The organism is candidate division WOR-3 bacterium (genome assembly GCA_016934535.1).
Lineage (GTDB): Bacteria > SDB-A > SDB-A > SDB-A > SDB-A > JAFGIG01.
The window spans coordinates 25675-37919 of sequence record JAFGSQ010000014.1 but is presented as its reverse complement, the minus strand read 5'-3'; the positions used below and the strand labels follow the sequence as shown (position 1 = coordinate 37919).

At 44.4% G+C, this 12245-nt stretch carries 10 protein-coding genes and 1 pseudogene; 9 read left to right on the top strand and 2 right to left on the bottom strand.

The window, feature by feature from the left end:
• The first annotated feature begins 131 nt into the window (after nt 1-131).
• From JXL83_02625 to JXL83_02585, 9 genes and pseudogenes are all read left to right on the top strand, one after another.
• On the top strand, nt 132-518 hold the full coding sequence (locus JXL83_02625; protein ID MBN2363007.1) for an AgmX/PglI C-terminal domain-containing protein: 387 nt from the start codon (nt 132-134) through the stop codon (nt 516-518).
• 3 nt (nt 519-521) lie between these two features.
• Nucleotides 522-1610, top strand: a complete 1089-nt coding sequence (locus JXL83_02620) for a DNA replication/repair protein RecF (GenBank protein ID MBN2363006.1) — start codon at nt 522-524, stop codon at nt 1608-1610.
• Entirely contained in the window at nt 1582-1932 is a 351-nt protein-coding gene (locus JXL83_02615) for a DUF721 domain-containing protein (GenBank protein ID MBN2363005.1), read from the top strand. The genes JXL83_02620 and JXL83_02615 overlap by 29 nt, the downstream gene beginning before the upstream one ends.
• Nucleotides 1933-1934: 2 nt before the next feature.
• On the top strand, nt 1935-3854 hold the full coding sequence (gene gyrB / locus JXL83_02610; GenBank protein MBN2363004.1) for a DNA topoisomerase (ATP-hydrolyzing) subunit B: 1920 nt from the start codon (nt 1935-1937) through the stop codon (nt 3852-3854).
• Nucleotides 3855-3867: 13 nt separating this feature from the next.
• Nucleotides 3868-6310, top strand: a pseudogene (gene gyrA / locus JXL83_02605) (DNA gyrase subunit A).
• Between the two features lies 1 nt (nt 6311).
• Entirely contained in the window at nt 6312-7865 is a 1554-nt protein-coding gene (locus JXL83_02600; protein ID MBN2363003.1) for an acyl-CoA carboxylase subunit beta, read from the top strand.
• A gap of 9 nt (nt 7866-7874) precedes the next feature.
• Nucleotides 7875-8069 (top strand): hypothetical protein, encoded by a 195-nt coding sequence (locus JXL83_02595; GenBank protein MBN2363002.1) that lies wholly within the window; start codon nt 7875-7877, stop codon nt 8067-8069.
• Nucleotides 8066-8467 (top strand): biotin/lipoyl-binding protein, encoded by a 402-nt coding sequence (locus JXL83_02590; GenBank protein MBN2363001.1) that lies wholly within the window; start codon nt 8066-8068, stop codon nt 8465-8467. Before JXL83_02595 ends, JXL83_02590 begins: the two co-directional genes overlap by 4 nt.
• A 2-nt stretch (nt 8468-8469) precedes the next feature.
• A complete protein-coding gene (locus JXL83_02585) occupies nt 8470-9957 on the top strand; it encodes a pyruvate carboxylase subunit B (protein ID MBN2363000.1) in 1488 nt (495 codons plus the stop codon).
• A gap of 34 nt (nt 9958-9991) precedes the next feature.
• Here the strand turns inward: JXL83_02585 and JXL83_02580 are convergent, their stop codons facing one another.
• Entirely contained in the window at nt 9992-11224 is a 1233-nt protein-coding gene (locus JXL83_02580; GenBank protein ID MBN2362999.1) for an aminotransferase class I/II-fold pyridoxal phosphate-dependent enzyme, read from the bottom strand.
• Nucleotides 11225-11235: 11 nt separating this feature from the next.
• On the bottom strand, nt 11236-12192 hold the full coding sequence (locus JXL83_02575; GenBank protein MBN2362998.1) for an L-threonine 3-dehydrogenase: 957 nt from the start codon (nt 12190-12192) through the stop codon (nt 11236-11238).
• Nucleotides 12193-12245: the final 53 nt, after the last annotated feature.

Below are 12245 nucleotides of genomic sequence, written 5' to 3'. Positions count from 1 at the left end.
TGTTTGGTGTACAATCTTAAAAACTGACAAAAAATCTGTAAAATCAACTGACAGAATTCAGCAAAATGGTTACATTTCTGCCTTGATTAGATATTGATAAGTGTACTATAATAAACGCAAGGAGGTGTGGTTTGAAATATATATACATACCAGTTTTATTTATTTTTCTGTTCCTGTCCTGCGGACCAAAAACTCCGGAGATAAGATGGGAAAGCGGACTTGTTGGAAACAGATCGCCTGAATCTCTTGAATACTATTTCGATATTCAAAAAGACACCATAGCGAAACTTTACAAAAGCAGGCTTTATGTCAATCCTGATGTAAACGGAAATTTCACCCTTCATTTTTTTGTGATGAAAAACGGAAGCGTTGAATCCGTAAATCTCGATGAATGCACGCTTAAGGACTCTACCCTCCAGTCTTTGATAAGACTTGCGGTTGGAGATTGGCTTTTCCCGGTGTCAGACATAGACAGTGTCGAAATATTCGTCCCTGTCTACCTCCTTCAAGAGGAATAATTATTGCTCATAAAACATCTTCACCTGAAAAATTTCAGGAATTTTGAAAATGCCAGCCTCAATTTCGATAGAGGAATAAATTTTTTTCACGGAGACAACGGAAGCGGAAAAACAAACATGCTAGAAGCTCTGCATTATATTTCTTACGGAAAATCCATCAGAAACGCGCCAGAGGAGGAGCTTGTCAGATTTTCTTCAACGGGTTTTGCCGTATCCGTAACGTTTGAAAAAAAAGAGAAAGAGACAACGCTCGGCATTAAATATTCTGACAGAAAAAAAGAATTCAGGAAAAACGATATAAAGCTTGAAAAGAAATCCGACCTGATAGGCGAACTTGCCGTGATTCCTTTTTCTCCTGAAGATGCCGACGTCATCGCTCAAGGATCATCTCAGAGGCGCAGGGCATTAGACATACTCCTTTCTTCGGTTGACGGCGAATATTTGAAGTCGCTGAGATGGTACAACAAGACTCTGCGACAGAGAAACGCTCTTCTTGAAAGAATAAGAAACAAAGAAAGCAACAATTCTGAAGTCGCTTACTGGGATAAAATGCTTTCTCTTTACGGAGAATATCTGGTGTGTGAAAGGGGCAAGATCATAAATGTTCTTAAAGAGAACATTCTCAGGCTGATTGGCGAAATGGACATGTCTTTCGATAGTTTTGACATGAGATACGAACCTTCTGTGAAAAGCGGAGACATAGCGGTTAAAATGTCGGCAAACATAGTCAGGGACCTGGCTTTGATGACGACTTCTCAGGGACCCCACAGAGATGATTTTATCTTTTTTTTGAACGGCCTTGACGCTTCGAAATTTTCCTCGAGAGGACAACAGAGGCTTTTGTGTTTTTTGTTCAGACTTGCAGAGGTCGATATATACAGGAATTACGCCAATGAATACCCGGTTATTGTAATAGACGAGGCTTTTATTGAACTAGACGCAAAAACAGTTCTTAAGCTTGAGGACAAACTGGTTTCTTACCCTCAGGTCCTTCTCGCTTCAGCGGACAAGGGAGTTATTTCAGAAAAAAAAGTAAGTTCATTTTTCAACATCAGCAGCGGATATGTCGAAAAGAACAAAAAAAACAGGTGAAGGCAGATATAGAAAAACACTGTGGATAAATGATATAATACTTGATGTATTGGACGGCCTTTTCAGCAAATCTGAAGAAGGAATGCCGGGTGTTGTATGGAAAGACGCCGTTGGGTCACCGGTGAACATTCACACGAAACCAATATCGACGAAAGAAGGAGTTCTGACAGTCGAGGTGGAGAATCCGGTGTGGAGGCAACAGTTGGAATTTCTTAAAGAGGAGTTGAAGGATAAATTGAACAAAAAGCTTCCTGATAACAGAAAGATAAAAAAAATCAAATTCATCGGAGCGAAGGTATTCCGTTCGGAAAAAGAGGAGTAAAGATGAAAAAGAATGATTCAACATACGACTCATCTCACATTCAAATTCTGAAAGGCATTGAGGCGGTCCGCAGAAGACCCGCCATGTATATCGGCGATTCGAATGTCAACGGACTCCATCATCTCATCCAGGAAGTCGTTGATAATTCGATAGACGAATTCATGGCCGGTTACGGAGACAGGATAATAGTGACGCTTCACGAAGACAATTCGGTTTCGGTAGAGGATCACGGAAGAGGCATCCCGGTTGATTTTCACAAGCAGGAAGGCAAATCTGCTCTCGAAATAGTGCTCACTGTGCTTCACGCCGGCGGCAAATTTGACAGTCAAACCTACAAAGTGTCGGGAGGACTTCACGGAGTCGGCCTGAGTGTCGTCAACGCCCTTTCAAAATGGCTCGAGGTCGAAGTAAAGAGAGACGGGAAGAATCACGTTCAAAAATACGAAAAAGGAGTTCCCGTATCCGATATCGCCGTGTCGGAATCAGGCAGTAAAAAAACGGGAACTTTAGTTAAATTCCTTCCTGACCCCGATATTTTTGAAACCACAGTATTTTCGCTCGAAAGAATAACAGCCAGGCTTAAAGAGATTGCTTATCTCAATCCCGGTTTGACCGTTGATATAATAGACGAGAGGGGAGATTCTAAAAAGCAGTCTTTTTCTTTCAACGGCGGGATTAAAGACTTCATAAAATTCCTCGACAAGACTAAATCCCCAATGCATCAGGTGATATATTTCAACGCTGTACAGGAAAACGTCACGATAGAGGTGGCATTCGAATACAATAAAACCTACAACGAAACAGTGTTTTCTTTTGCGAACAATATCCACACGAAAGAAGGTGGAACGCATCTAACAGGATTCAGACAGGCGCTGACGAGAGTCATAAACGACTATGCCAAAAAAGAGAACTTTTTCAAATCCGTCAAGGATCTCGATTCACTTTCCGGAGAGGACGTTCGTGAAGGGTTGACGGCAATAGTGTCCGTAAAAATTCCTCAACCTCAATTCGAAGGTCAGACAAAGACAAAACTCGGAAACAGCGAGATAAAGGGAATGGTCTCATCATTTGTCGGGGAAGCGATGACGAGGTATTTTGAAGAGAATCCCCAGGACGCCACGGTGGTTGTGAGCAAGGTCGTCGATGCCGCCAGGGGAAGGCTGGCTGCGAGAAAGGCAAGAGATCTCGTCAGGAGAAAAGGGGCTCTCATGTCTGACGCTCTGCCAGGCAAACTCGCCGATTGTTCCGAAGAAAACCCGGAAAATTCGGAGCTTTTCATCGTCGAAGGCGATTCGGCGGGTGGATCCGCAAAACAGGGCAGAGACAGACATTTTCAGGCAATTCTTCCTCTGAGGGGAAAAATCCTCAATGTAGAGAAAGCGAGACTGGATAAGATACTTTCCAACGACGCCATCAAAACTGTCGTAGCGGCGATGGGCACAAGCATCGGCATTGAGGAGTTCGACATAACGAAAATCCGCTACAATAAAATCATAATAATGGCCGACGCCGACATTGACGGCGCTCACATAAAAACGCTTTTACTGACTTTCTTTTTCAGACACGCGAAACCGGTCATAGAATCGGGCTATCTTTACATAGCTCAGCCTCCGCTTTACGGAGTGAAAATCAAAGGTTCTAAAGAGATCAGGTACCTTTTCAGCGACGAAGAATTGAAAAAAATTCAGGAATCGGATAAAACTCTGACGGGAGTGCAAAGGTACAAAGGTCTCGGAGAGATGAATCCGGAACAGCTATGGGAAACCACAATGAATCCCGAAAAAAGAGTCATGAAGAAAGTGTCCATAGAAGTCGCAGAAGACGCGGAAGAGATATTTTCGATTTTAATGGGAGATGACGTTGAACCCAGAAGGGAATTCATTGAGAAAAACGCGATGAAAGTAAGAAATCTTGATATATGACGGAGGAACAGAAGTGCAAAAGAATTTGGAACCTATAAGCATAGAGAAAGAAGTACAGGATTCATACATAGATTACGCGATGAGCGTAAATATAGGAAGAGCCATTCCTGATGTGAGAGACGGGCTGAAACCGGTACATCGCCGGATTCTTTACGCGATGAAAGAAATTGGCCTTTATCACAACAAACCCTTCAAGAAATCCGCGACTGTCGTCGGAGAAGTGCTTGGAAAATTTCACCCTCACGGAGACGCGGCCGTTTACGACACACTGGTCAGGATGGTGCAGGATTTTTCCCTGAGATACCCTCTGCTGGAAGGCCAGGGCAATTTCGGAAGCGTGGACGGAGATTCTGCCGCGGCATACAGATACACGGAAACCCGACTGGGTAAAATAGCCGCCGAGCTTCTGGCGGATATAGATAAAGATACGGTTGATTTTATTCCGAATTTTGACGGATCCCAGTCGGAACCTGTTATTCTGCCGGCAAAATTCCCCAATCTCCTCGTCAATGGATCGTCCGGAATAGGGGTCGGCATAGCCACGAATATACCGCCTCACAACATATCTGAGATAATAGACGCCTGCATCGCTTTGACTGACGACCCCGAACTCGATGACAAAAAACTTCTCAAACTTGTCCCGGGACCTGATTTTCCCACGGGAGGGATAATAATCGGCACAAAAGGCATAAGATCCGCTTACGCTACGGGAAGGGGTCAAGTCGTAGTCGAATCCAAAGTGCATATAGAAGAACCGAAAAAATCTTCAAAGGAAAAAATCATAATTGACGAGATACCCTATCTGGTGAACAAATCTGCTCTCATAATGAAAATAGCTGAACTCGTCAAAGAAAAGAAAATCGAAGGAATTTCAGACATAAGAGACGAATCGGACAGAACAGGCATGAGAATCGTCGTCGACATAAAAAAGGATTCTGATTCGAGAATAGTCCTCAATCAACTGTTCAAACACACCCAGCTGAGGGCTTCTTTCAGCTGTCTCATGCTTTCCATTGTCGACGGCGCTCCAAAAACGCTCTCACTCAGGCAAATGCTGAAATGTTTCCTCGATCACAGAGAAATAGTTGTAAAAAGGAGAACGCAATTTGAACTGGGGGAGGCGGAAAAACGGGCTCACATACTCGAGGGACTGAAAAAAGCGCTCGCGAACATTGACGCCGTCATTGATACGATAAAAAAATCGACAGACACCGAAACGGCAAACAAAAACCTGCAGAAAAAATTTTCTCTGACCGAAATTCAGGCTCAGGCGATTCTCGACATGAAACTTGCAAGGTTAACTTCCCTGGAAGCGAAAAAAATCGAGGACGAGTATCTTTCACTAATAAAAGAAATCGCCAAACTCAGAGCCATTCTCGAATCGAGACAGCTTCTTCTTAATCTTTTAAAAGACGAATTCAGGCAGATTAAATCGGTTTACGGGGACAAGAGAAGAACCGAGATAAGACACGACGAACTTGAAGAAGTAAACATAGAAGATCTCATACAGGAAGAAGACGTAGTCATTACCCTGACAAAAAAAGGTTACATAAAAAGACTTTCGGTTTCAGCCTACAAACAGCAGTCGAGAGGCGGAAAAGGAGTGATAGGCACCAAAGCCTATTCCGAGGATTATGTGATAGACCTTTACGTCGCTTCCACACACGATTACCTGCTTTGTTTCACAGACAGGGGAAAACTTCACTGGCTGAGAGTTTTCAACATACCTGAAGCGGCAAGAGACGCCAGGGGGAGATCTCTTGCCAACATACTCGATCTCTCGAAAGAAAACATAAAGAATGTTTTGTCCGTCAGAGATTTTTCAAAGGATAAATTCATTTTGATGTTGACAAAAAAAGGCAACGTAAAAAAGTGTTCTCTCGATGTGTTTTCCAGACCGCAAAAACGCAGTATAAAAGCGCTTTCTCTTGAATGGGACGACGAACTTGTAGACGCCACTGTCACTAACGGAGAAGACGACATTCTTTTGGCAACCCGCAAAGGAAAAGCAATTTGCTTCTGTGAAAAAGAAGTGCGAAAAATGGGCAGGACTGCGGGAGGAGTAAAAGGCATAAAACTTGACAACGGGGATTATGTAGTGGGAATGGTCAGGATAGACAAGCAGGAAGACAAAAAAACACTCATCTTCACGGCTTGTGAAAATGGTTTTGGAAAGCTCACTTACGATGAAGATTATCCCCGCCACCACAGAGGAGGGAAGGGAGTCATCGGAATAAACACAAGTGAAAGAAACGGAGACGTTGTCACTGTCATCGCTCCAACCGAGGACGATGAACTGATCCTGATCAGCCAGACAGGGAAGGTGATAAGAATCCCTGTCAATGAAATAAGAAAAACGGCGAGAAATACGCAGGGCGTGCGGTTGATGAGACTCGAAGAGGACGGCAAACTCGTCGGTGCGGCTCTCGTATCTCAAAATGACTGAAAGGGGGTAGAATGAAGAAAAACATAAACGAGTTGATTCAGGACCTTGTCGACAGAAAAGAAATCGTTCTTGACATAGACGGACAGAGAGCCGCGAAACAGCACGCGAAAAACAAAAAAACGGCCAGAGAAAGATTGTCTTTACTTCTCGACAAAGGTTCCTTCATAGAAACCGACATGCTCATACACCACAGAGCCGAACAATTCGGCATGAAGGAAAAAGAACTGCCCGGTGAGGGGGTCGTGACAGGATACGGATTTATCAACGGAAGGCTCGTTTACGTTTTTTCTCAGGATTTCACTGTTTTCGGCGGCGCTCTCGGCGAAATGCACGCGTTAAAAATTGCTAAAATTCAGGATCTTGCTCTCAAAACTGGAGCTCCGGTAATCGGGATAAACGATTCGGGAGGCGCGAGAATTCAGGAAGGAGTCGATTCACTTCACGGCTACGGTCAGATATTTTTCAGAAATTCAAGAAGCTCGGGAGTTATACCGCAGATCAGTATAATACTCGGACCCTGCGCAGGCGGAGCGGTTTACAGTCCGGCTCTGACGGATTTCGTTTTTCTCGTCGACGGCGTGAGCAACATGTACATAACGGGACCGAAAGTCATAAAAGCGGTCACTGCAGAAGACGTCTCCTCCGAAGAACTCGGAGGCGCATACACTCACAACGCAGTGAGCGGAAACGGACATTTCATAGCTCAGAACGAAGAAGAATGCTTCGAAATGGTAAAAAAACTCCTGTCTTATATACCTTCGAACAACATGGATGATCCTCCATATCACAACTCAGGCGACGACATAAACCGCGCCGACATGGACTTGAGATATCTGGTTCCGACCGAAAGCAAACAGTCTTACGATGTCGTCGAGGTTATAAAAAAAATAGTCGATGACGGTGATTTTTTCGAGGTTCAGCCGCTGTATGCGCAGAACATGGTGATCGGGTTTGCCCGCATAGCAGGTATTTCAGCAGGTATTGTCGCAAACCAGCCAAAGGTTCTCGCCGGATGCCTGGACATAAACTCATCGGACAAAGCCGCGAGATTCATAAGGTTTTGCGACGCTTTTAATATCCCCATCGTAACTTTCGTTGACACACCTGGGTTTCTGCCGGGTAAAACGCAGGAATTCGGAGGGATTATACGGCACGGAGCTAAATTGCTTTACGCGTATTCGGAGGCGACTGTACCCAAAATTAACGTAACCCTTCGGAAGTCTTACGGAGGCGCCTCGGTGGCTATGTGCAATAAAGACCTAGGAGCCGATTTTGTGATGGCCTGGCCTCAGGCTGAAATAGCTGTTATGGGTGCCGAAGGCGCCGTTGATGTCATTTTCAGCAAAGCCATAAATGCCGCGGCAGATCCGGCAGATAAAAGAAAGGAATTAATAGAACAATATACTTTTACCGCGACTAATCCTTACGAAGCGGCGAAAAAAGGCCTCGTCGACATGATCATTCTTCCTGAAGAAACGAGACTGAGACTTGCGAGTGCTCTGTCAATTCTCGTCACGAAACAGGATTCTCTTCCCTCAAAAAAACACGATAACATGCCGCTGTGAGGAGACGATATGAAAGAAATACCTGAAGAAAAATTTGTTCTCATTTTTGCGGCCCTTTCGGAATATTTCAAAAATGAGAGGATAGCCTGCAAGATCCTTTCAATAAAACCTGTTCACACGAGTGATATAAATCTTTGGGGCATAACAAGACGTCAAATGGTGTTGTCCCAAAAATTTTCATTGAAGAGAGGGTGGAAGAAATGAAGAGAAAATATGAAATTATGTTCAAAGGAAAAAAATTCGAAGTAGAGGTCGAAGAAGTAACTTCACCTGAACAGATAAGAACTGTCGCTCAGTTAAACAAACCGTACATCCCTCCTTCTCCCCAAATTGTTCCAAGAGAGACTGTTTCAAAAATCGAAACTCAAAAACCGAAGTCTTCGGGACAAGGAAAAAAAGTAACGGCGCCTATGTCAGGTACCATTCTGTCAATTGATGTAAAAATAGGCGATGAAGTGAAAACGGGCGATTTGCTTCTCAAACTCGAAGCGATGAAAATGGAAACCGCGATCAACGCGAATGATGACGGAAAAGTTACTGAAATATTCTGCTCGAAAGGACAAAGCGTCATGGCGGGTGAACCTTTGATAGGAATGGAGTGAAAATGTCAGTAAAAATTACAGAGACCGTTTTCAGGGACGCTCATCAGTCTTTGATGGCGACCCGTTTCAGGACAGAAGACATGATCCCCATCCTCGAGAAGATGGATCAGATGGGTTATTGGTCCTTCGAAATGTGGGGTGGGGCGACCTTTGATGCTGCCCTGAGATATCTGAAGCAAAGTCCATGGGACAGGATAAGGGAATTCAAAAAAAAGGTAAAAAACACACACCTTCAGATGCTTCTCAGAGGTCAGAACCTTGTAGGGTACAGGCATTACGGGGACGATATTCTCGAGAGATTTGTCAAAAAAGCGTTTGATCTCGGAATTGATGTTTTCAGGATATTCGATGCTCTCAACGATATCAGAAACATGGAAAAAGCCATCGAAACGGCTAAAAATTGCGGGGCGATTGTTCAGGGAGCTGTAAATTACACAATCAGCCCGGTTCACACTCTGGACACGTTCGTCAATGTAGGCAAACAGCTGAAAAACCTCGGTGTCGACATAATATGCATTAAAGACATGGCGGGCCTGATATCACCGACTGCGGCATACAATCTGGTCACAAAAATGAAAAAAGAGATTAAACTGCCGATTTGTCTCCACAGCCATTGCAGTGCAGGATTGGCTCCCATTAGCTACTACGCGGCGGCACAGGCAGGAGTTGACCACCTCGACACGGCGATTTCACCTCTCTCACAGGGTACTTCCCAACCTACAACCGAAAGTATTGTTGAAGCCCTGAAAGAAACAAAAACGCCGACGGATGTTAAAGACGAGCATTTCCCCGAGCTCATAACGTATTTTAATTCGATCAGGGAAAAATATTCAAACTACTGGATAGAACTGGCCGAAAGAGTAGACGTCAGAGCGCTCATTTATCAGGTACCGGGAGGAATGTTTTCAAATCTGGTCAGCCAGCTTGAAAAACAGGACGCCATGGACAAGTTTGAAGACGTTCTCAAAGAAATCCCCAAAGTGAGAGAAGAACTCGGTTGGGTGCCTCTCGTTACGCCAACGAGCCAGATAGTCGGGACTCAAGCAGCGATGAACGTTCTTCTCGGAGAGAGATACAAAGTGGTAATTAAAGAGGTCAAAGATCTTTGCAGGGGACTGTATGGAAGGACTCCTGCGCCCATTGACAAAAAAATAAAGAAACTGGCGATCGGGGACGAAGAGGTAATTACAGGCAGACCGGCCGAAACGATAGGCAACGAATGGGAAAAAGTTAAAAAAGAGATCGAAAACGTAACTCAGGATGAAGAAGACATCATTTCGTACGCCTTGTTTCCCCAGCCGGCAAGAGAATATTTCGAATACAGAAAAAATCCGATGCAGCAGAAGGAGAAACAGGAAAAAGACGCCAGAAATTTATTCGTACCGCAGAGTCATCCTTCGAGAAAATTTGTAATTTCTGTTGAGGGAGAGGATTACGAAGTGGGTGTGACCGAAATCGGACATTACGCCTACGACGCTTACGAAGATTGAAAAAAGTGGGGAGGAAAACCACCTCCCCGCTTTTTTAGTGTGTTTCCTTGTATTTTTTCAAGATATCCAGGACGCAGTCGATATCGAAAGCGGTGTGATCGGCGTTGACCTGAAATCTTATGGTCTCGTCGCCTTTTGGAACAACCGGATAATTTAAACCGGTAGCCAGGACGCCGTTGTCTATGAGGAACTTAACGAGTTCGGCTGTTTTTTCTGTATTCCTGACGAGGACAGGAACTATCGGGTGATCGCTGACGATAATCTCGAATCCCAGGTCCAGAAGACCTTTTTCGAACTTTTTAGTCATATTCCTCAAATGTTCGAGTATTTCGGTGCCTTGTTTACTTTCGAGTAATTCGAGTACTTTTATTACAGCCGCAGCTTCGGAGGTGGTTATTGGATTCGAGTATATATACATAGGTGCCGATTCTCTGAGGAAGGTGACTATGGTTTCGCTTGAAGTTATGTATCCGCCATTTACTCCGTAAGCTTTTCCAAGAGTGCCTATCAAAACGTCAACTTTTCCGCAGTTTGTGTATTCTTCGGTTCCGCGTCCGGTCTTGCCGAAAGCCCCCACACCGTGTGAATCGTCGACAACGAGGACTATGTTCTCGTCGAACTTGCTGTCGTATTTTTTTATGACTTCGGAAATTTTATCGAGGGGGGCGTAATCTCCTCTCATGCTGAAAATCCCGTCAGTGACAACCAGAATTCTGGAAGCTTTCCCGACGTAACTTTTTATTTTTTCGTCGAGGTCGTTTACGTCGTTGTGCTTATATATGGTTTTGTCCTTGGGTCTGGAAAGTCTGACCGCGTTTATTATGCAATTGTGGTTCAGTTCATCGCTTATGATTACAGTGTCAGGCGACGCCAGCGTGGCAAGAGTTCCCATGACTGTAACATAAGCGGAGCTGAAGATCATCGCTTCTTCTCTGCCGTGAAATTCGGCCAGTTTTTTTTCAAGGTCCCTGTGAGGTTTGTGACTGCCGCTGATAAATCTTACGGCACCCGGCCCAACGCCGTATTCCCTCACCGCGTGTTCCTCGGCTTCAACAACTTCTTTTCTGAGGGACATTCCGAGATAGGAATTCGAATTCATTTTGATGTATTCTCTGTTTTCAAAACCTTTTAGAATGTACCGTGGTCCTTTTTCGTCCTGTGGTTTGATTATTTTTTCGATTATGAATTCCTTGCCTTTGGCGGTGCCTTTTTTCCTGAGGTCGGAAACAGAGCATTTCAGAACGTTTTCAAGTTTATTGACCGGCATTTTTCCTCCGATTATCCTTTGAGTTTATGAGTCAGTTTTTCCAGCATATCTTTTGTCATTGCGGAAAGATCGTAGTCAGGTTTCCAGCCCCATTCGTTCTTGGCTGCGCTGTCATCGAGACTGTTAGGCCAGGAATCCGCTATTGCCTGTTTTACCTGATCTATTTCGTATGAAATTTCGAACGAAGAAACGTGTTTTTTAATTTCCCGAGCGAGAAGCTCCGGAGTACAGCTGAACGCGGTGACGTTAAAAGCGTTTCTGTGCTTTAGCCTTGAAGGATCAGCCTCCATGACATCAACGGTCGCCTTGATGCAGTCAGGCATATACATCATGTCGAGCATCGTATCTGATTTCAGGAAACAGCTGTATTTGCCTGTTTTAATGGCTTCGTAAAATATTTCAACGGCGTAATCGGTAGTTCCTCCTCCGGGAAGAGTTTCGTAGGAAATTATGCCTGGGTATCTTAGACCTCTGGCGTCAACATCGAACCTCTTGAAGTAGTAATCGCTAAGAAGTTCTCCGGCAACTTTAGTCACTCCATACATGGTTGAAACCCTTTGAATAGTGTCCTGGGGTGTTTTGTCTTTGGGGGTTTCAGGACCGAATGCGGCTATGGAACTGGGAATGAAAACCGCGCACTTTTTTTCTCTGGCTAATTCAAGTACGTTGTATAGTCCGTTGATATTAATGTCCCAAGCGAGCTGGGGATTCTTTTCACCTGCGGCTGAAAGAACGGCGGCAAGATGATAAATAGTGTTGATTTTGTATTTTTCTGCAATTCTGCCGAGAGCTTCGGGATTTCTGCAGTCAACCGTTTCGCATGGACCCGAATCCTTAAGTTTCTGAGTCGGCTGGGTCCTGTGAATGCCGGCGACTACGTTTTCATTTCCATATCTGCTTCTGAGGTACATAGTCAGCTCTGATCCAATCTGTCCTACAGAGCCGGTTACAAGTATTTTTTTCAACATGCCTCCTTTAGAGCGTTTTGAGTATAAAATGGGGTCGAAAACGGAATATTACT

Coding starts and splice junctions, on each gene's coding strand:
- JXL83_02615 (MBN2363005.1), top strand. CDS start 1,582: ATGTCGAAAAGAACAAAAAAAACAGGTGAAGGCAGATATAGAAAAACA.
- gyrB (MBN2363004.1), top strand. CDS start 1,935: ATGAAAAAGAATGATTCAACATACGACTCATCTCACATTCAAATTCTG.
- JXL83_02600 (MBN2363003.1), top strand. CDS start 6,312: ATGAAGAAAAACATAAACGAGTTGATTCAGGACCTTGTCGACAGAAAA.
- JXL83_02595 (MBN2363002.1), top strand. CDS start 7,875: ATGAAAGAAATACCTGAAGAAAAATTTGTTCTCATTTTTGCGGCCCTT.
- JXL83_02590 (MBN2363001.1), top strand. CDS start 8,066: ATGAAGAGAAAATATGAAATTATGTTCAAAGGAAAAAAATTCGAAGTA.
- JXL83_02585 (MBN2363000.1), top strand. CDS start 8,470: ATGTCAGTAAAAATTACAGAGACCGTTTTCAGGGACGCTCATCAGTCT.
- JXL83_02580 (MBN2362999.1), bottom strand. CDS start 11,224: ATGCCGGTCAATAAACTTGAAAACGTTCTGAAATGCTCTGTTTCCGAC.
- JXL83_02575 (MBN2362998.1), bottom strand. CDS start 12,192: ATGTTGAAAAAAATACTTGTAACCGGCTCTGTAGGACAGATTGGATCA.